The 17,861-nt window shown below is 71.8% G+C and carries 20 protein-coding genes, 1 tRNA gene and 1 riboswitch; of the genes, 8 read left to right on the forward strand and 13 right to left on the reverse strand.

The features are described from left to right. The first annotated feature begins 3 nt into the window (after positions 1 to 3). Positions 4 to 261 (forward strand): hypothetical protein, encoded by a 258-nt coding sequence (locus tag ACZ4U4_RS18075; RefSeq protein WP_467874948.1) that lies wholly within the window; start codon positions 4 to 6, stop codon positions 259 to 261. A gap of 34 nt (positions 262 to 295) precedes the next feature. Further along, positions 296 to 469, forward strand: a complete 174-nt coding sequence (locus tag ACZ4U4_RS18080; protein ID WP_467874951.1) for a hypothetical protein — start codon at positions 296 to 298, stop codon at positions 467 to 469. A gap of 32 nt (positions 470 to 501) precedes the next feature. On the opposite strand, the gene ACZ4U4_RS18085 is transcribed toward ACZ4U4_RS18080, so the two are convergent. Continuing rightward, complete coding sequence (locus tag ACZ4U4_RS18085) at positions 502 to 909, reverse strand: hypothetical protein (protein ID WP_467874954.1); 408 nt, start codon at positions 907 to 909, stop codon at positions 502 to 504. 41 nt (positions 910 to 950) lie between these two features. Further along, positions 951 to 2,411, reverse strand: a complete 1,461-nt coding sequence (locus ACZ4U4_RS18090; protein WP_467874957.1) for a molybdopterin-dependent oxidoreductase — start codon at positions 2,409 to 2,411, stop codon at positions 951 to 953. A 404-nt stretch (positions 2,412 to 2,815) separates the two neighbouring features. On the opposite strand from ACZ4U4_RS18090, the gene ACZ4U4_RS18095 reads away from it, so the two are divergent. After that, entirely contained in the window at positions 2,816 to 3,487 is a 672-nt protein-coding gene (locus ACZ4U4_RS18095; RefSeq protein ID WP_467874959.1) for an enoyl-CoA hydratase-related protein, read from the forward strand. A 43-nt stretch (positions 3,488 to 3,530) separates the two neighbouring features. Here ACZ4U4_RS18095 and ACZ4U4_RS18100 read toward each other — a convergent pair whose 3' ends face one another. Genes ACZ4U4_RS18100 through ACZ4U4_RS18110 form a run of 3 tightly spaced genes read right to left on the reverse strand, consistent with a single transcriptional unit; the run spans position 3,531 to position 6,265 of the window. Beyond that, positions 3,531 to 4,568, reverse strand: a complete 1,038-nt coding sequence (locus ACZ4U4_RS18100; protein WP_467875212.1) for an ABC transporter ATP-binding protein — start codon at positions 4,566 to 4,568, stop codon at positions 3,531 to 3,533. Between the two features lie 28 nt (positions 4,569 to 4,596). Continuing rightward, positions 4,597 to 5,475, reverse strand: coding sequence for an ABC transporter permease (locus tag ACZ4U4_RS18105; RefSeq protein ID WP_467874961.1), 879 nt, complete (start codon positions 5,473 to 5,475; stop codon positions 4,597 to 4,599). Then, positions 5,468 to 6,265 carry an ABC transporter permease gene (locus ACZ4U4_RS18110; protein ID WP_467874964.1) on the reverse strand — a complete coding sequence of 266 codons (798 nt, stop codon included), beginning with the start codon at positions 6,263 to 6,265 and terminating at the stop codon, positions 5,468 to 5,470. The genes ACZ4U4_RS18105 and ACZ4U4_RS18110 overlap by 8 nt, the downstream gene beginning before the upstream one ends. Positions 6,266 to 6,807: 542 nt before the next feature. On the opposite strand from ACZ4U4_RS18110, the gene ACZ4U4_RS18115 reads away from it, so the two are divergent. Then, on the forward strand, positions 6,808 to 9,063 hold the full coding sequence (locus ACZ4U4_RS18115; protein ID WP_467874967.1) for a transglycosylase domain-containing protein: 2,256 nt from the start codon (positions 6,808 to 6,810) through the stop codon (positions 9,061 to 9,063). A 13-nt stretch (positions 9,064 to 9,076) separates the two neighbouring features. On the opposite strand, the gene ACZ4U4_RS18120 is transcribed toward ACZ4U4_RS18115, so the two are convergent. The 3 genes from ACZ4U4_RS18120 to ACZ4U4_RS18130 form a co-directional block, all read right to left on the reverse strand. Next, the gene (locus ACZ4U4_RS18120; protein ID WP_345084734.1) at positions 9,077 to 9,397 is read right to left on the reverse strand and encodes a DMT family transporter; all 321 of its coding nucleotides are present in this window, start codon (positions 9,395 to 9,397) and stop codon (positions 9,077 to 9,079) included. Between the two features lie 32 nt (positions 9,398 to 9,429). Then, positions 9,430 to 9,493: riboswitch (guanidine-III (ykkC-III) riboswitch) on the reverse strand. Between the two features lie 90 nt (positions 9,494 to 9,583). After that, positions 9,584 to 9,886 (reverse strand): GroES family chaperonin, encoded by a 303-nt coding sequence (locus ACZ4U4_RS18125; protein ID WP_467875216.1) that lies wholly within the window; start codon positions 9,884 to 9,886, stop codon positions 9,584 to 9,586. A gap of 98 nt (positions 9,887 to 9,984) precedes the next feature. Further along, a complete protein-coding gene (locus ACZ4U4_RS18130; protein WP_399090414.1) occupies positions 9,985 to 10,305 on the reverse strand; it encodes a DUF3618 domain-containing protein in 321 nt (106 codons plus the stop codon). A gap of 225 nt (positions 10,306 to 10,530) precedes the next feature. Here ACZ4U4_RS18130 and bcp point away from each other — a divergent pair, with 225 nt between their 5' ends. Next, positions 10,531 to 11,010 carry a thioredoxin-dependent thiol peroxidase gene (bcp, locus tag ACZ4U4_RS18135; RefSeq protein ID WP_467874972.1) on the forward strand — a complete coding sequence of 160 codons (480 nt, stop codon included), beginning with the start codon at positions 10,531 to 10,533 and terminating at the stop codon, positions 11,008 to 11,010. A 154-nt stretch (positions 11,011 to 11,164) separates the two neighbouring features. Here bcp and ACZ4U4_RS18140 read toward each other — a convergent pair whose 3' ends face one another. Beyond that, positions 11,165 to 12,448, reverse strand: coding sequence for a sensor histidine kinase (locus ACZ4U4_RS18140; RefSeq protein WP_467874975.1), 1,284 nt, complete (start codon positions 12,446 to 12,448; stop codon positions 11,165 to 11,167). Next, positions 12,448 to 12,969 carry a hypothetical protein gene (locus tag ACZ4U4_RS18145; RefSeq protein ID WP_467874978.1) on the reverse strand — a complete coding sequence of 174 codons (522 nt, stop codon included), beginning with the start codon at positions 12,967 to 12,969 and terminating at the stop codon, positions 12,448 to 12,450. The genes ACZ4U4_RS18140 and ACZ4U4_RS18145 overlap by 1 nt, the downstream gene beginning before the upstream one ends. 390 nt (positions 12,970 to 13,359) lie before the next feature. Between ACZ4U4_RS18145 and ACZ4U4_RS18150 the strand changes: the two genes are divergently transcribed. The 3 genes from ACZ4U4_RS18150 (at position 13,360) to ACZ4U4_RS18160 (ending at position 15,793) form a co-directional block, all read left to right on the forward strand. Continuing rightward, entirely contained in the window at positions 13,360 to 14,898 is a 1,539-nt protein-coding gene (locus ACZ4U4_RS18150; RefSeq protein ID WP_467874981.1) for an MFS transporter, read from the forward strand. 149 nt (positions 14,899 to 15,047) lie between these two features. Beyond that, positions 15,048 to 15,746 carry an HNH endonuclease gene (locus ACZ4U4_RS18155; protein WP_467874984.1) on the forward strand — a complete coding sequence of 233 codons (699 nt, stop codon included), beginning with the start codon at positions 15,048 to 15,050 and terminating at the stop codon, positions 15,744 to 15,746. Beyond that, a tRNA-Leu gene (locus ACZ4U4_RS18160) sits at positions 15,712 to 15,793 on the forward strand. The genes ACZ4U4_RS18155 and ACZ4U4_RS18160 overlap by 35 nt, the downstream gene beginning before the upstream one ends. A 58-nt stretch (positions 15,794 to 15,851) precedes the next feature. Here ACZ4U4_RS18160 and rdgB read toward each other — a convergent pair. The 3 genes from rdgB to rph form a co-directional block, all read right to left on the reverse strand. After that, positions 15,852 to 16,487 carry an RdgB/HAM1 family non-canonical purine NTP pyrophosphatase gene (rdgB, locus tag ACZ4U4_RS18165; RefSeq protein WP_467874986.1) on the reverse strand — a complete coding sequence of 212 codons (636 nt, stop codon included), beginning with the start codon at positions 16,485 to 16,487 and terminating at the stop codon, positions 15,852 to 15,854. 9 nt (positions 16,488 to 16,496) lie between these two features. Then, positions 16,497 to 16,922, reverse strand: coding sequence for a hypothetical protein (locus tag ACZ4U4_RS18170; protein ID WP_467874988.1), 426 nt, complete (start codon positions 16,920 to 16,922; stop codon positions 16,497 to 16,499). 189 nt (positions 16,923 to 17,111) lie between these two features. Beyond that, positions 17,112 to 17,843 (reverse strand): ribonuclease PH, encoded by a 732-nt coding sequence (rph, locus tag ACZ4U4_RS18175; protein WP_467874990.1) that lies wholly within the window; start codon positions 17,841 to 17,843, stop codon positions 17,112 to 17,114. Positions 17,844 to 17,861 lie beyond the last annotated feature (18 nt).

Raw genomic sequence — 17,861 nt, forward strand, 5'->3', positions numbered from 1 at the left:
ATCGTGTCCGTCGAACGCAATTCCGGAAAGCGCGATCAGATCCCGTACCGCCCGATGCCCGGCGAACTCGTCGCGGACGCCGACCGTCGCTGTCTCGCCTTCGCCAAAGGGGAGTTGTGCGGGGCGTGGTCCCTGCGGTCGCTGACCGGTGGCGAGGAGTGGGTTGTCGACGCCGCGCACCTGCGGCGCCCGTCCCGTGCCGAGCGGCTGATCGCGGGGATCACGCTGGTCAACGCGCGCAGCCGGGGGGAGATCCTGTGAGCGGCCATCTGCCCGAAGCCCCGTGGAGGTAACCGTGGACGGCTACCCCGAGCACGCGGAAGCGCCCCGTTCCGGCACCGTCGGCGAGGACGTGCTCCGTGTCCATGAACTCGTCGGCACCGACGAGCCCCGCCCCAAGTGCGGTGCCGGGGCCGGCGAACCCGTCGACGAATGGCTTCGGGCGGTCAACTGCCCGGACTGCCGGTAGCGGACGGCGTATGCCGGGCCCCGCGGCCGGTCTCATCCGTCGCGACGTGTGACGCGGCGGGCCGTGGCGCGCAGGGCCGCGTGGAGTGCGGCGCCGACGAGGGCGGCGAGGAGGTGGTCGCGCAGCCAGGACCGGGGCCCGCGCGAGCGGTCGGCGGGTACCAGGACCGCGGTGGCGGAGCCGGCGGGCGGGGTGTCGCCGCGGGCGCGTACGGCCTGCCGGGCAGACCGTTCGCGGGCCGCGGGGGTGGGCAGCGCGCCAAGAGTGGGCCGGTGGTGCTGGGCCCGCGCGACCTCGTCGGGGGTGGCGCCGGGGCCCCGCCCGCCGAGGAGCCTTTCCCGGTGTTCCCGGACGCGGTGCTGGATTTCCCGGGTACCGAGGTCTTGGGCTTCCTCGCCGGTGGAGCGGCGGGGACTGAGGTTTCTGCGGTTTCGGTACACGCGGTCTCCTGCGAGTGGCGGCGGTTCACGGGCCGTCGTCGTCAGATCCCGACGACGTTGGAGTAGTACTGCTGGTCCTCTCGCCAGCCCCCCTGGCCCTGGCCGACATCGGCGATCGAGGCGACGAATTCGATCGCGCTGATCCACTTGACCATTTTGAAACCGAGTTGATTCTCCAGGCGCAGCCGCAACGGAGCGCCGTGCTCCACGGGGAGCGGGCCGCCGTTCATCTCGTAGGCGAGCAGCGCCTGCGGAGAAGTGGCCAGGTCCAGGGGGATGGTGCCGTAGAAATAGCCGAATTTTCCCCCGCCTTCGGTCAGTCCCTTGTCGTCCATGGCGTAGAACGCGATGTGGCGGGACTCGGGCAGTGGTCCGACCGATTCGATGAGGCGCTGAAGGGGCAGCCCGCCCCATTCCGCGGTCGAGGTCCATCCCTGGATGCAATGGTGTTTGGTGATCTGACGGGCCGTCCCCAGGTCCCGCATCTCTTCCAGGGAAAGCGCGACCGGATGCTCCACGAGGCCGCCGACGAGGAGCCGGTAATCGCGGAATCCGTCCCGCGCCATCTGCGCGTACGTGGCATCGGTCGGCGGATATCCGTTGATCAGGTGGTACGGGGAGATCTGGTGGCGGGCGTAACGCTGACGTGAGGTGAAGATGCGGGAGAGGAATCTCTGGACGGGGTCGACGACGATTCCCAGCAGCTGTTGGGTCCGTCGCCGGTAGCGGAGCGAGAGCCAGGTGACGACCACATGGAAGAGCAGGGTCAGCGCCAGGGCGACGCACCCGACGACGACGGCCGCCCGGCGGTTCTCCGACCCGCCGAGGACGATCCTCGCGAACCCTTCGGGCAGCCCGTTCACGACCACCATGGTCACGTGGACCACGGTGAACGCCGTGAAGAGGCACAGCCCGATGAAGTGCCAGCTGCGCGCGCCCTGACTGCCGCCGAAGAGATTCGCATAGCGGGGGAAGCGCCCGCACACGGCCGGTGACATCGCCGCGCCGGAGAGGACCTGAAGCGGCGCCAGGACGAAGACCACCAGGAAGTAACTCAGCTTCTGCGCCGGTTCGAAGGGCTCACCGGGGATTTTCGCGGGAATCTCGAACCGCAGATAGGAGCCCACCGCATGGATCGAGTCCGGGAAGATCGACCAGTGGGTGGGGATCAGATAATGCCAGTATCCGGTCGTCAGGACGAGCGCGATGTAGACGGCGCCGGTGAGGATCCAGAACTGGACGGTCAGAAAATGCCAGTGCCGTCCGATCCCGAGATTTCCCCGCCCCGGCAGGGCGATGACGGGGGACCAGGAGGCCCATTCGTCCAGCGTGGTCCAGGTCTTCCGGGAATCGGCACCGAAGGTCTTCTTCGACAGGCGCAGCCATTGCCGGCCGGGCGGCGTGTCGTCGTTCCAGTAGAGCTTGGGATAGGCGGAGAGGACTTCCACACCCGAGCGGGCGAGCAGCAGCAGGAAGAAGAAGTTGAGAAAGTGCGTGATCACGACCAGAGCGGAAAGAAACTCGGTGCCATCGGACCTCCTCGGCGGGGTGCGCGGACCCGACCCGTGCCTTTCGGTGCTGCTTTTCTTCTGCCCTGTGCCGCACTCCCCCTGCCGCACGGAAGCGGCTCCCCGGCCGCACTCCGGCCCTCGGAAGAATTTCCGCCTGCCCTGAAGCAGCATCCCCCGACACCCGCCGGGCCCGCCCGCAGCACGACCGCCACCGGGACACCACCGCTCCACCAGCGGCACCACAGGCCCCGAACAGCGCAGACGCCCTCCGCCCCGTCGGCCTCTTGCCTGTCCCGTGGCGCACGCCTTAACTTACCGACCAGTAGCCGCCGGGTTGTCGCGCGCCGGAGTGACCACCGGAAGCGGATGGTTCTCCGTACCGTGAGGAAGCCGATATGCCCACGCTCGATCGTCACGACCACGTCTTCGTCCTCGATCTCGGGAGCGACGAGAACCGTTTCCACCCGGACTGGATCGCCGCCGTCGGCGCCGCCCTGGACGAGGTGGAGAAGGCGGCGGGGCCCCGGGCCCTGGTCACCGCCGCGACGGGGAAGTTCTACTCCAACGGCCTGGACCTGGACTGGCTGTTCGCCCACGCCGACCAGCACGAGGAGTACGTCGTCTCCGTCCACGCGCTGCTTGCCCGGATGCTGTCGCTGCCGGTGATCACCGTGGCGGCGCTCCAGGGGCACACCTTCGCCGCCGGGGCGATGCTCTCGCTGGCCCACGACTTCCGCGTGATGCGCGCCGACCGGGGCTTCTGGTGCCTGCCCGAGGCGGACATCAACATCCCGTTCACCCCCGGTATGTCCGCGCTGATCCAGGGCCGGCTCGCCCCGCCGACCGCGCACGAGGCGATGCTGACGGCGCGGCGCTACGGCGGCACGGACGCGGTGGCCGCCCGGATCGTCGATCAGGCGGCCACCGAGGAAGCCGTCCGCACCACCGCCGTCGAACGCGCCCAGGCCCAGGCCCACAAGGCGGGCGACACCCTCGGCACGATCAAGACCCGGATGTACGCACCTGCGCTGGCCGCCCTGCGCGACACCACCGCGCCGTTGGGCTGAGGCCGGTGGGGCCGGGGGCTCGCGTCCGCGGCGGGGCCGCCGGTCAGCCCCCTGCCACCGGCGCCCCCTCCGCCTCCGCCTCCGAAAGCGCCACCCCGCCCGCGTACAACCGCGCGATCACATCCTCGATGTCCGGCTCCCGGATCGACAGGTCCACCAGCGGATACCGCTCGGCGACGGAGGCGACGAGCGGGGCGGCGCTCGCCGAGGCGGGGAAGGCGAGCCACTGGCGGGGGCCGGCGACCTTGACGGTGCGGGCGCCGGGGACGCCGTCGATCGGAGGGAGTTCGCGGTCCAGGTCGACGACGAGGGTGCGCTCGCCCTCGCCTGCCGCGCGGAGCCCGGTGAGCTGCCCGTCGTAGACCAGACGGCCGTGGTCGATGACCATCACCCGGCGGCACAGCTGCTCGATGTCGGTGAGGTCGTGGGTGGTCAGCAGGACGGTGGTGCCGCGCTCGGCGTTCACGTCGCGGAGGAAGGAGCGGACCTTCGCCTTGCTGACGACGTCCAGGCCGATCGTCGGCTCGTCCAGGTAGAGCACCTCGGGGTCGTGCAGCAGCGCCGCCGCGATGTCGCCGCGCATCCGCTGGCCGAGCGAGAGCTGCCGTACGGGGACGTCCAGCAGCGGCGCGAGGTCCAGCAGTTCCACGCAGCGCTCCAGGTTGGCGCGGTAGGCGGCGTCCGGGACGCGGTACATCCGGCGCACCAGCTCGTAGGAGTCCTTCAGCGGCAGGTCCCACCAGAGGGTGGTGCGCTGGCCGAAGACGACGCCGATACGGCGGGCCAGGCGGAGCCGGCCGCCGGCGGCGCCGCCCGTGCCGGAGCGGGCGAACGGGTCGATGCCGGCGACCCGCAGCCGTCCGGCGCTGGGCATCAGGATGCCGGTCAGCATCTTGATGGTGGTGGACTTCCCGGCGCCGTTCGGGCCGATGTAGCCGACCATCTCGCCGCGGGCGACGGTGAAGTCCAGCCCGGCGACGGCCCGCACCTCCTCGCGGACCCGGCGCAGCCGCCCCACCTTGCGGCGTACCGGGAAGACCTTCTCGACCCCGGCCACCTCGATCAGCGCGTTCAACGCAATTCCCTTTCGTCACATGTCTGGTGCAGCGTCAGCTGCCGGTGCTGCGGTACGCGGCGAGGGCGCGGCGCCACAGGAGGCCCGCGGCCGTGCAGAACAGGGCGGCGACCGCCGGGCCCAGGAACGCCACCCACTGCGGCAGGCCCAGCGGCTCGGGGCGGTCCAGCAGCCAGAGGGCGGGCAGCCAGTTCACGAAGGCCAGCGGAATGATGAAGACCACGCCGCGCACCAGGTCCTGGGCGAAGACCGTGGGCGGGTACTGGAGCAACGCCTTGCCGCCGTAGGTGAAGGAGTTCTGCACCTGGGCGGCGTCCTGCGCCCAGAACTGGAAGGCGGCGCCCGCCGTGAAGACCGCCGCGAAGATCGCCGTACCGGTCAGCAGCGTCACCGGCACCATCAGCACCCGGCCCGCCGACCACGCCACGTCGACCTGGCCGAGCGCCCAGCCCAGCACCAGCAGCGCCTGGGTGATGCCGCCCAGCCGCCGCAGCGCGAACCGGTCGGCCGCCAGCTGCGCGAAGACCGGCACCGGGCGCAGCAGCAGCGAGTCCAGCGAGCCGTCCCGGATGCGGCTGCCGAGCCGGTCCATGCTGCCCATCAGCAGGTCGGCGAGGTTCATGGCGGTACCCGACAGCCCGTAGAGCAGGGCGACCTCGGGCAGCGAGAAGCCGCCGAGGACGTCGATGCGGGAGAACATCAGCAGCAGCGCGACGAAGTCCAGCGCGGTGGCGGCGAAGTTGCCGACCGTCATCATCGCGAACGACGCCCGGTAGGCGAGCGTCGAGCGGATCCACATCCACACCAGCAGCCGGTACGCGCGCAGCCCGTGTGTCACCACCGTCCACCGGCCCGCGGCGTCCGCCGCGCGGTCCGCGGGCGGCGCGGCCGTCGCCGGCACTCCGTCAGCCACCGTTCACCACCACCTTCCTGGTGGCGTACGACTGGACCAGGCGGCCGAGGGCGAGCAGCGCCACCGCCCAGCCCGCCTGGAGCAGCAGCCCCCGCAGCGCACCGGCGCCGGTGCGGGCGCCGAGCAGGATGTCGGCGGGGACCTGGAGCAGCGCCGCCCAGGGCAGCAGCTGTGCGGCGTGCGCTAGGGCGTCGGGGAAGACCGGCAGCGGCAGCACCATGCCGGAGAAGAACGTCGCCGCCAGGCCGGCGACCATCGCCAGCCCGGCGCCGTCCAGCAGCCAGAACGAGGCGAGCGCCACCAGATACCGCAGCCCGAAGCTGACGACGACGGCGAGGAGCGCCGAGACCAGGAACAGCAGCCAGGTCAACGGCGCGTCGGGCAGGGCGAGTTCGAAGAAGCAGGCGCCGACGGTGAGCGGGACGACGCCCCGGCCGATCAGCTGGAGCACCGCCCGCCCGAGGTCGACGGCGAGCCACCACAGCTGGAGGTCGGCCGGGCGGTGCAGATCGACCGCGATGTCGCCGGTGCGGATGCGGTCCTGGAGTTCGGCGATGCCGCCGCCGCCCATCATCGAGGTGGCGGCGAGCAGTGCCTGCCCGGTCCAGACGAAGGTCATCGCCTGCGGCAGGTCGTAGCCGCCGAGATGGGGCCGCTGGGCCCAGAGGGCGGTGTAGGAGTAGGCGACGATGAAGCCGAAGACGGTGTTGGTGAAGACCCCGGCCGCGGTGGCGACCCGATAGGTGGCGTAGCGCCGGAAACTCCCGGTCGCCACGGCCGCGTAGAGCATCGACCCGAATCCCTTTCCTGTTCGGCGCCGTGCGGCGCGGAGGCGGTGCGTCCGCGCCGTGGGGCGCGGACGGGCGGCGCCCGGCGGGCCGGGCGCGCGGGTGCCCGTCTCACCGGGCGTACGGAGGTGCCCGGCCCAGGGCGCCGGGCCGGGCGGTGCCGGGCGGGCGCGCGTGGTGGCGGCGGCCGGGCGGGGTGCGGAGGCGGATGAGGGTCGGGGGCGGGCGGTGGGCCGGCCCCGGGCGGTTCCGTGGGCGTGCGCGCCGGGACGGTCCGGCGGCAAAACACCAGACCTTAGCGGGACGCCCGCCACACGCACCACGCGTTTATCACCCGCCGGGGTGAGACAGGGGCGCCATCCGGCCGCCCGCGTGGAGGTCACCGGTGTGTGCCGTACCCGGAGAACGGATCAGATGATGCGACAGTACATATCGGGATAAGAATCACTAATCCCACCGCGATCACTCATCCATCGCGCGCATCCCGTCCGGTACCGGCCCGCCGCGGCATCCGCCCGGCGGCGGCAGAGGAGTCCCACCAGACATGAGCGAAGAGCCGCACGGCCCGGAGAACGGCGGCCCCCGGCAGTGGGGGTCCCGCCCCGCCCCACCGGCATCCGCGGGGAAGGGCGCCACCCGGCGCCGCCGGCGCACCGGTTGGCGCCGCCTCTTCCCCTCCTGGCGGATGCTCCTCGGCACCGGCGTGCTGCTCGTGCTGCTCGTCGCGGGCGCACTGGTCGCCGGATACCTGCTCGTCGACATCCCGGCGGCCAACAGCGCCGCCCGCGCCCAGAGCAACGTCTACCTCTACGCCGACGGCACCGAACTGGCCCGCGACGGCGACATCAACCGCGAGAACGTCGCCCTCGCCCAGATCCCCCGACGCATCCAGCGGGCCGTCCTCGCCGCCGAGGACCGCGACTTCCACACCGAATCGGCCGTCGACCCCGCCGCCATGCTCCGCGCCGCCTGGAACACCGCCACCGGCAAGGGCAAACAGTCCGGCTCGACCATCACCCAGCAGTACGTCAAGAACTACTACCTCGGCCAGGAACAGACCCTCACCCGTAAGGCCAAGGAGTTCTTCATCGCCATCAAGCTGGACCGCGAGGTCAGCAAGGAGAAGATCCTGGAGGGCTACCTCAACACCAGCTACTACGGCCGCAACGCCTACGGCATCCAGGCCGCCTCCCAGGCGTACTACGGCAAGAACGTCGACCAGCTCACCACCGCCCAGGGCGCCTACCTCGCGGCCCTCCTCAACGCCCCCAGCGCGTACGACGTCACCGCCCACCCCGAGAACCGCGCCCGCGTCCTGGCCCGGTGGAAGTACGTCCTGAACGGCATGGTCAAGGAGCACTGGCTCAGCGCCGCCGACCGCGACGCCATGACCTTCCCCGCCCCGCTCTCCACCACCACCCCCGCCGGGCTCACCGGCCAGCGCGGCTACGTCGTCAAGGCCGTCACCGACTACCTGACCGACCATCACCTCGTCGACGAGGACACCCTGCGCTCCGGCGGCTACCGCATCACCACCACCCTGGAGCGCAACCGCCAGGACGCCCTCGGCCACGCCGTGAAGGCCAAACTGACCGGCCGGCTCAGCGACAAGCGCCCCGTCGACGCGTACGTCCGCGCCGGCGGCGCCTCCATCGACCCGGCGACCGGCCGCGTCGTCGCCCTCTACGGCGGCACCGACTACGCCAAGCAGTACGTCAACAGCGCCACCCGCCGCGACTACCAGGTCGGCTCCGTCTTCAAGCCGCTGGTCTTCGCCTCCGCCGTGCAGAACCACTCGGTCACCCAGAGCGGCGCCCGCATCACCCCGAACACCCCCTACGACGGCACCAACAAACGCATGACCGTCCAGCGCGGCCACTCCACCGGCTTCGCGCCCGCCAACGAGGACGACCGCTCCTACGGGCAGATCACCGTCACCGCCGCCATGGACAAGTCCGTCAACGCGGTCTTCGCCCAGATGGGTATCGACGTCGGCCCCGCCAAGGTCAAGGACACCGCCGTCGCCCTCGGCGTCCCCGAGGACGCGCCGGGCCTCGCCTCCGCCCAAGGCGCCATCTCCCTGGGCACCGCCACCCCCAGCGTCCTCGACATGACCCAGGTCTACGCCACCCTCGCCCGCCACGGACGGTTCCGCCCGTACACCCTCGTCGACAAGGTCACCAAGGACGGCCGGCAGATCGTGCTGCCCGACCGGCCCGAGACCACCGCCGTGGGCCGCTCGGCCGCCGACACCACGACCTCGATGCTCCGCAACGTCGTCGAGGGCGGCACCGCCACCGCCGCCCAGGGCGCCGGTCGGCCCGCCGCCGGCAAGACCGGTACCGCCGAGGACGACAAGGCCGCCTGGTTCGCCGGGTACACCCCCGAACTCGCCACCGTCGTCGCCGTCCTCGGCCAGAACCCGAAGACCGCCGCACAGGAACCGCTCTACGGCGCCGCCGGACTGCCCCGCGTCAACGGCGGCGGCTTCCCCGCCCAGATCTGGGCCGACTACACCGCCGCCGCGCTGCGCGGAAAACCGGTCCGCAACTTCGACCTGAAACTGGAGCCCGGCGCCCGGCCCTCCCCCAACCCGTCGGCCTCCGGCGCCTCCCCGAACCCGTCCGGCTCCACCGCCCCCGGCGGCTCCCCCTCGCCCGGCGGCCCGCGCCCCACCCACCGGCCCGGCGGCCGCCCCACCGCGGGACCGCCGCCGGCCGGCCCCGGCCAGGGCGGCGGTGGCCAGAACGGCGGCGGGGGCGGCGAAGGCGGCGCGGACGAGGGCGGCGACGGCTACTGAACGGGCGCGCCGCTCAATGCCCCGACGTCGCCTTCAGCCCCACCACCGCGACCAGCAGCAGACAGATGAAGAAGATCCGGGCGGCGGTCACCGGCTCGCCCAGCACCACCATCCCGACCACCGCCGCACCGGCGGCGCCGATCCCGACCCACACGCCGTACGCCGTACCGATCGGCACCGTACGCGCCGCGACCGACAGCATCAGCATGCTCGCCACGATCCCCGCGCCGGTGAACACGCTCGGCCACAGCCGCGTGAACCCGTCGGTGAACTTCATCCCGATCGACCAGCCGACCTCCAGCAGACCGGCGACCGCGAGCAGGATCCATGCCATGACGGCACCTCCGTGAAAACGCTTCAACAGGGGGTGCGTCGTCTTTTCCTGCCCGGTACGGCGCGTCTCGTCGGGTACCCCCGACGCTAGCAACACGGCATACGGAACGGGCGGTGACCTCGGTCACCGCCCGTCCACCCGCGGACCCGCCCGCCACGGCGGCGGGCCCCGGAAACGCCTTACGTCCTACAGGTACAGCCCCGTCGCGTCGTCCGCGCCCTCCAGCCGCTCCGCGGCCACCGCGTGCAGATCCTTCTCCCGCATCAGCACGTACGCCACGCCGCGCACCTCGACCTCGGCGCGGTCCTCCGGGTCGTAGAGCACCCGGTCGCCGGTCTCCACGGTCCGTACGTTCTGCCCCACGGCGACGACCTCGGCCCAGGCCAGCCGGCGGCCCACGGCGGCGGTCGCCGGGATGACGATGCCCCCGGTCGAGCGACGCTCGCCCTCAGGGATGTCCGTCCGCACCAGCACACGGTCGTGCAGCATCCGGATCGGCAGCTTGTCGTGGGTGTCCTTGACGTTATTCGGGCTCACGGCACGACCGTACCCGCACCCCGGCCGCCGCCCGACCGCCGGGCACCCGCCTAGTCGCGGTGCTTGCGGGAGCGGGCCACCAGCAGGCCCACGATGCCGACGCCGACCATCGCGACCGGCACGATCCGCTCCAGCCGCGGCGCACCGTCCTCCGACACCAGCTGGGCGCGGATGTCCGACACCACGCGGTTGGCCGCCACATAGGCGCGGCCGGCCGTGCGGTCCACCGCCTCGACGGTCTTCGCCTTCGCCTCACCGATGATCGTCTTCGGGTGCAGCCGCACACCGATCTCGTCGAGCATCACGGCGAGATCCTGCCGTCTGCGGACGATGTCCGCCTCGATCTGCGCAGGGGTCCTGGCTTCCGACACCGCGCCGCCTCCATCGTCTCGGGCCGATGCGTACGGGGCCGGGCACGAGGCTCCGTACGGAATCGGCCACCACATGCGTACCGATTCGTGCACACAGTCTGTCAGCTCACGCCCCGCCGCGCCCCACAGCACCCCCTGTAACGCGCGGCCCCGCACCCCCGGCGCCGCCGCGCCGTCCACCCGACGCCGTAATCTCGGGGCGTACGGAACCTTCGAAGGAGAGCCATGAGCGAGCGACTGCAGCCCGGCGACACCGCCCCCGCCTTCACCCTGCCCGACGCGGACGGAAACGAGATCTCGCTCGCCGACCACAAGGGCCGCAAGGTCATCGTCTACTTCTACCCGGCCGCCCTCACCCCCGGCTGCACCAAGCAGGCGTGCGACTTCACCGACAACCTCGACTTCCTCGCCGGCCACGGCTACGACGTCATCGGCATCTCGCCCGACAAGCCGGAGAAGCTCGCGAAGTTCCGCGAGAAGGAGGAGCTGAAGGTGACGCTCCTCGGCGACCCCGACAAGAAGGTCCTGGAGGCGTACGGCGCCTTCGGCGAGAAGAAGCTCTACGGCAAGGTCGTCACCGGCGTGATCCGCTCCACCGTCATCCTCGACGAGGACGGCAAGGTCGAGCGCGCCCTCTACAACGTGAAGGCCACCGGCCATGTCGCCAAGATCATCAAGGACCTGAAGCTGGCACCGACGGCCTGAGCCGCCGTTTCCTGACGCGGCCGGTCCGGCGGCGGAAGGGGAGGCGGGCGGTGCGGCGGGCCGAGGCGACCGGTTCGGAGGGGCCGTCTGCGGCCGGTCCACCGCCCGCGGGCAGCCCGGCCGCCCCTCCCCCGCCGGACCGGCCCCGGGCCGCCTAGCCCGGCCCCTCCGGCCCCTCCGCCGCCACCGCCACCCGGTCCGGCAGCTCCAGCACCGCCCGCGCGCCGCCGCCCTCCGCCACACCGAAGTCCAGCCGCGCCCCCAGCACCCCGGCCTGACCCACCGCGATCGTCAGCCCCAGACCGTGCCCGGTCCCCCGCTCCGGCGCCGCCGTACGGAACCGCCGCGGCCCCTCGGCACACAGATCCGCCGGATACCCCGGCCCGTGATCCCGCACCACGATGCGGTTGCCCGCCACCACCACCTCGATCGGCGGCTTCCCGTGCCGCTCCGCGTTGGCCAGCAGATTCACCAGCACCCGCTCCACCCGGCGCCGGTCCGTCTCCACGATCCGCGGCTCCCCCTCGACCGTCACCGTCACCTCGTCCACCCCGCGCTGCCCCGCCGCCCGCCGCACGATCCCCCGCACCAGCGACGGCAGCTCACAGGCGTCCACATCCGCCCGCTCCACCCCGGCGTCCAGCCGCGACACCTCCAGCAGGTCCTCCACCAGCCGCCGCATCGCCTGCGCCCGGTCCCGCACCAGTTCCACCGCCCGCGGCTGCGGCAACAGCTCCGCCGCCGCCACCAGCCCCGCCACCGGCGTCCGCAACTCGTGCGCCACATCCGCGGTGAACTCCCGCTCCGCCTGCGCCTGCGCCGCCAGCGACGTCGCCATGTGATGCACGCTCCGGCCCAACTCGGCCACCTCGTCCCGCCCCGCGCTCGCCAACCCGTCCCACTCCAGCTCCGGCCCCGTACCCGCCGCTATCCGCCGCGCCGCCGCCGCACTCAGCCGCAGCCGCCGCGACAGCCGCTGCGCCACGAACCACGACACCACCGCCATCAACACCACCGTGCCCGCACCCGCGATCAGCAGCGCCCGGTCCAACGCCACCCGCGCCGGATCGTCCTCCGGATACGCCGCCGACACCGAGAGCGACCGCCCCCACCGCGAACCGCCCGTCCCGTCGTCGACCCCCGTCGCCGCCCACACCCGCGGATCCTCGCCCCCGCTCAGATACGTCCCCGACCGCCCCGCGAACACCGCCTCCCGCAACGGCGCCGGCAACGCCGCATCGTCCAGCTGCGCCCCCATCGCCAGCGTCCCGTCCCGCTCGTATATCTGCACCGCCGAACTCAGCCGGACGTCCTGGTACGCCCGCGCCGCCCGCTCCCGCCCCGCGTCGGCGATGTGGTGCACCGCGACACCCAGCACCACCACGGCCAGCGCCGTCATCCCCGAAATGGCCAGCGCGATCCGGCCCCTGATCCCCATCACGCGAGGCTGTACATCTCCGTCGTGTCCCCCATCGGCGTCGAACCGTCGTACGTCACCTCGAGCCCGGTGAACGCCCGGTCGTCCCCGACCGTCCGCACCCCGTACAGCCGGAACCGCGCCGGGAACACCGCATCCCCCGCCGTCCCCGCCGCCGCCTTCTCCACCTGCACCACGCCCCGGCCCTCCGCCGACGTCCGGCCGTACCGCTCCCAGGTGATCCCCGTCGCCACCATCCCCGAGTCCGCACAGGTCAACGTGATCACCTGCGGCTCGACCTCCGGCTCACCGAAGCCGCAGTCGCGTACGCCGGGCAGCCCGTGCGCCGCCTTCTTCTGCGGCGTCTTCCCGGGCACCGGACGCTGCCGCGCCGCCGACGTCTGCGGCGCCACATCCACCGCCGACGCGTGCCGGCCCGCCTGCACACCCCACACCCCGGCCGCGATCAGCACCGTGAGCACGGCGCCCACCGGCACAGCGGTACGCCACCCCACCCGGCGCGCCCCTACGCGGTCGCCCATCGCCCTCTCCTTCCGGGGCCGCGGCCCCGCACCCCGCCGGCACACCCGACGCCACCACTCCCCACGAGGGGCCCGGCGAACGGCGGCTTCGCGGACACATGGCAACGGCACCGACCCACCCTGCCCCGCCCCCCGCACGGGCTGATTGCCCGCACGCGGCGATGACCGCGCGGCTGCGTACCAGTTCTGTAACAACGCACCTCCGACCAGGCCCGGAGCGCCCCCGCTCGCGGACTGCGAAACCGCAGGCCACCATGGCCTCCTCGGACGGCTCAGCCGGGGTGACGTACATCCCCTTCCGGAGCCATGGTGGTTTGATCCGCGCTCGACTGCGCAGGCGCACCCGTCGTATCCCCGCGCACTTCGCGCTCTGAACGAGAGGACCGCCTCGTGCCGACCGGCAGCACCGAAGCAGACCCCGCTTCCGAGCAGGACCCGGAAGCCCTCAAGCGCCACCGTGCGCTCTTCCGTGCCATAGCCCGGCGCAGGAATCCCAAACTGCGGCGCACCGACATCACCATCACCGACGAGCGCGTGGTCAAGAGGGCCGTGAAGGCGGCCGCCCTCGGTAACGCCATGGAGTGGTTCGACTTCGGGATCTACAGCTATCTCGCGGTCACCATCGGCAAGGTCTTCTTCCCCAACGGCAACGGCACCATCAGCCTGCTCTCCTCGTTCGCCACCTTCGCCGTGGCCTTCCTCGTGCGGCCCCTCGGCGGCGCCTTCTTCGGCCCGCTCGGCGACCGTGTCGGCCGCAAGAAGGTCCTCGCCCTCACCATGATCATGATGGCGGCGGGCACCTTCTGCATCGGCCTGATCCCCTCGTACGCGACGATCGGCTTCTGGTCCCCGGTCCTGCTGATCCTCTTCCGGCTGGTCCAGGGCTTCTCCACGGGCGGCGAGTACGGCGGCGCCTCCACCTTCATCGCCGAGTACGCACCCGACAAGAAGCGCGGCTACTTCGGCAGCTTCCTGGAGATGGGCACCCTGATCGGCTACACCGGCGCCGCCGGCATCGTGCTGATCCTCAACACCACCGTCGGCGCGGAGGCGATGCTCCACTGGGCCTGGCGCATCCCGTTCCTGGTCGCCGGACCCCTCGGCCTGGTCGGTCTCTACCTGCGGCTGCGCCTCGACGAGACCCCCGCCTTCCAGAAGCTGGAGGCGTCCCAGACGCACTCCCCCACCGGCTCGCCCGCCGAGACCGAGGCGGAGTTCTCCCACCTCTCCGAGAACGCCCCCAAGAAGAAGATCGGCGAGATCTTCGCCCAGCAGTGGCCCACACTGATCCTGTGCATCGCACTCGTCGGCGCGTACAACATCGCCGACTACATGCTGCTGTCGTACATGCCGACGTACCTCACCGACACCCTGCACTACAAGGAGTCGCACGGCCTGCTGATCCTGCTGGCCACCATGATCGCGCTGATGCTGGTCATCACCAGCGTCGGCAAGCTCAACGACCACTACGGCCGCAAACCGCTGCTGATGAGCGGCATGCTCGGCTTCTTCATCACCGCCATCCCCGCCTTCCTCCTGGTCAAGCAGGGCTCCCTGGCCGCCGTCATCGCCGGTATGGCCCTCCTGGGCCTCTCCCTCGTCTGCCTGCTGGGCACCATGTCCGCCGCCCTCCCGGCCCTCTTCCCCACCAGCGTCCGCTACGGCTCGCTCTCCATCGGCTACAACCTCGCCGTCTCGGTCTTCGGCGGCACCACCCCGCTGGTGATCACCGCCCTGATGGACGCCTTCGACGGCAACGTCATGGTCCCCGCCTACTACACGATGGGCGCCGCCCTCGTCGGCGTCATCGCCGTCGCCTGCATGAAGGAGACCGCCCAGCAGCCCCTGGCCGGCTCCCCGCCCTCGGTCGCCACCAAGGAGGAGGCCGTCGAAATGATCGCCTCCCAGAACCAGGAACCGAAGTTCTGAGGGACGGCAGACGAAGAGGGGCCGGGGAGCATTCCCCGGCCCCTTTCGAGTTCCGGAACACGGCTCCCCCCGTATCCGATCCCCCATTCGATCGTTGTTCTGTTCGAGAGCCGAGGGAGCGCGCGGGGGCCCCGTGCGCCGCAACCAGCGTGCAGTACACCCGCGAGCAGTTGATCGAGGCAGCCGCCCGGTGTTCCGACATCGACGAGGTCATCGCCTTCCTCGGCACCCGTCCCTACGGCAGCCTCCGCCGTTACCTCTCCCGGCGCTTCGACCACTTCGGGATCGACATCGCGCACTTCCGCCCCTGCGGAAGAGCTTCTCGACCGATGCCTGACGAGTTGCGCGCGGCGGTTGCCGCATCGGTGTCCACCTCCGAGACGCTGCGCCGCCTGGACCGGAAGAACACCACTGCTCAACGGGCCAAGCTGCGCAAGTGGATCACCGACGACCGGCTGACGACCGAGCACTTCCTCGGCCAGGCTCATCAGCGCGGTAAGCCCGGTCCCGTGCCCGCCAAGCGTCCCGAAGAGATCCTGATACGGCATGACGGCAAGCAACGCACGCCGAGCCGCCGGCTGCGGCGGGCGCTCCGAGAGGTCGGCGTGCCTGAGCGGTGCGCGAGGTGCGGTGCAGGGCCGGAGTGGCGGGGGAAGCCCATGACGCTGGAGGTCGATCACGTCAGCGGGGACTGGAGCGACGACCGGCGGGAGAATCTGCGGTTGCTGTGCCCCAACTGCCATGCGATCACCAGTACCTGGTGCAGGGGCGGCCGCACACGGCGGACAACTGCCGGTACGATGATGGCGGCTGGCGGCGGTGGCGCAGTGGCGACGCAGCAGACTTAGGATCTGTGGCCCGCAAGGGCTTGAGGGTTCGAATCCCTTCCGCCGCACCGCAAATGGCCTGCGAATCGAAGCTTTGATTCGCAGGCCATTTTCATGCGCCCGGGCTCAGCCCAGCAGCTCCCGCACCACCGGGACCAGCGCGCGGAACGCCTTGCCGCGGTGGCTGATGGCGTTCTTCTCGTCGGGGGTCAGCTCGGCGCAGGTGCGGGTTTCGCCGAGGGGCTGGAGGATCGGGTCGTAGCCGAAGCCGCCGGTGCCGGACGGGGTGTGGCGCAGGGTGCCCGGGAGGGTGCCTTCGACGACGCGTTCGGTGCCGTCCGGGAGGGCGAGGGCGGCCGCGCAGGCGAAGTGGGCGGCGCGGTGGGGCTCGTCGATGTCGGAGAGCTGGGCGAGGAGCAGGTCGAGGTTGGCGCGGTCGTCGCCGTGGCGGCCGGACCAGCGGGCGGAGAAGATGCCCGGCGCGCCGCCGAGGACCTCGACGCAGAGGCCGGAGTCGTCGGCGACGGCCGGGTGGCCGGTGGCGCGGGCCAGGGCGTGTGCCTTGAGCAGGGCGTTCTCGGCGAAGGTGACGCCGGTTTCCTTGACGTCGGGGATCTCCGGGTAGGCGTCGGCGCCGACGAGTTCGACGCCGAGGCCGGCGGCGGTGAGGATCGCGCGGAGTTCGGTGACCTTGCCGGCGTTACGGGTGGCGAGGATGAGGCGGCGGGGTGCGTCCGGCCGCTGCTCGGTTGAGTGCTGCATGGGGAGTGATTATCCCGGGGAGCAGACCTTGGTCAGTTCGCCGGCCGCGTCGGCGAGCGGCTGGAGGTCGGGGTCCTTGCCGTCCCGCACCGCCTTGCGGGCGTTGTCGATGCCGTCGTTCATGCTCTTCAGCGCCTTGGTGAGGTCCGGGTCGCCGGTGGCGTCGCCGATGCCCTCGAGGTCGCGGTCGAGGCCGTCGAGGGCTTTCTCGGTCTGCTCGGGGTGGTCGGCGGCGTCCTGTGCGGTCTTCTGGAGCCTGTCGACACCGTTCACGACGGCGGTGGCGGTGTGGGCGCAGTCCAGCGCCTTGTCGACGGCGCTGCAGGCGGTGAGCGCGGGTATCGCGAGCGCCGCGGCGGCGAGGGCCGCGACGGCGGTGGCGGCGGGGCGTCGGCGTTGGCGGGTGCCGCGGGCGCTGCGGGTGTGCAGGGTCATGGGACGGTTCTCCCCCGAGTCATGAGCAGGTAAAGCAGGCAGGGGGAGAAACGCGGGGCGGGGGGATTTGGTTGCCGGGCACCGGGGGTACGGCTCCGGGTCCGTCCCCCGTAACGGCTCCGGCCGCGCCCCGTGAGGGACGCGGCCGGACGTAGGAGCGGGCCGGGCCTCGGCGGGAGGCCGGGGCTCTCAGAGGGTGCGGGCGAGGGCCTCGCGCTGGGCGGCTTCGAGGTCGGCGCAGCCGGCGACGGCGAGGTCGAGGAGGGCGTTGAGTTCGGTGCGGTCGAAGGGCTCGGCCTCGGCGGTGCCCTGGACCTCGACGAAGCGGCCGTCGCCGGTGCAGACGACGTTCATGTCGGTCTCGGCGCGGACGTCCTCCTCGTAGCAGAGGTCGAGGAGCGGGGTGCCGTCGACGATGCCGACGCTGACGGCGGAGACGGTGCCGGTCAGCGGCTTGCGGCCGTGCTTGATGATCTTCTTCTGCTGGGCCCAGGCGATGGCGTCGGCGAGGGCGACGTAGGCGCCGGTGATGGCGGCGGTGCGGGTGCCGCCGTCGGCCTGGAGGACGTCGCAGTCGAGGACGACGGTGTTCTCGCCGAGGGCCTTGAAGTCGATGACGGCGCGGAGCGAGCGGCCGATGAGGCGGCTGATCTCGTGGGTGCGGCCGCCGATCTTGCCGCGGACGGCCTCGCGGTCGCCGCGGGTGTTGGTGGAGCGGGGCAGCATCGCGTACTCGGCGGTGACCCAGCCCTCGCCGGTGCCCTTGCGCCAGCGGGGCACGCCCTCGGTGACGGAGGCGGTGCAGAAGACCTTGGTGTCGCCGAAGGAGACGAGGACGGAGCCTTCGGCGTGCTTGCTCCAGCCGCGCTGGAGCGTGACGGGACGGAGCTGCTCGGGGGTACGGCCGTCGATGCGAGACATGGCGTAGAGCCTAGCGGG

The sequence above is a fragment of the Streptomyces sp. NPDC029159 genome, assembly GCF_055564055.1.

Excerpts from the sequence above, each read along its gene's own strand:
- ACZ4U4_RS18095 (WP_467874959.1), top strand. The coding sequence starts at position 2,816 with ATGCCCACGCTCGATCGTCACGACCACGTCTTCGTCCTCGATCTCGGG.
- ACZ4U4_RS18110 (WP_467874964.1), bottom strand. The coding sequence starts at position 6,265 with ATGCTCTACGCGGCCGTGGCGACCGGGAGTTTCCGGCGCTACGCCACC.
- ACZ4U4_RS18115 (WP_467874967.1), top strand. The coding sequence starts at position 6,808 with ATGAGCGAAGAGCCGCACGGCCCGGAGAACGGCGGCCCCCGGCAGTGG.
- ACZ4U4_RS18120 (WP_345084734.1), bottom strand. The coding sequence starts at position 9,397 with ATGGCATGGATCCTGCTCGCGGTCGCCGGTCTGCTGGAGGTCGGCTGG.
- ACZ4U4_RS18125 (WP_467875216.1), bottom strand. The coding sequence starts at position 9,886 with ATGCTGCACGACCGTGTGCTGGTGCGGACGGACATCCCTGAGGGCGAG.
- bcp (WP_467874972.1), top strand. The coding sequence starts at position 10,531 with ATGAGCGAGCGACTGCAGCCCGGCGACACCGCCCCCGCCTTCACCCTG.
- ACZ4U4_RS18140 (WP_467874975.1), bottom strand. The coding sequence starts at position 12,448 with ATGGGGATCAGGGGCCGGATCGCGCTGGCCATTTCGGGGATGACGGCG.
- ACZ4U4_RS18145 (WP_467874978.1), bottom strand. The coding sequence starts at position 12,969 with ATGGGCGACCGCGTAGGGGCGCGCCGGGTGGGGTGGCGTACCGCTGTG.
- rdgB (WP_467874986.1), bottom strand. The coding sequence starts at position 16,487 with ATGCAGCACTCAACCGAGCAGCGGCCGGACGCACCCCGCCGCCTCATC.
- ACZ4U4_RS18170 (WP_467874988.1), bottom strand. The coding sequence starts at position 16,922 with ATGACCCTGCACACCCGCAGCGCCCGCGGCACCCGCCAACGCCGACGC.
- rph (WP_467874990.1), bottom strand. The coding sequence starts at position 17,843 with ATGTCTCGCATCGACGGCCGTACCCCCGAGCAGCTCCGTCCCGTCACG.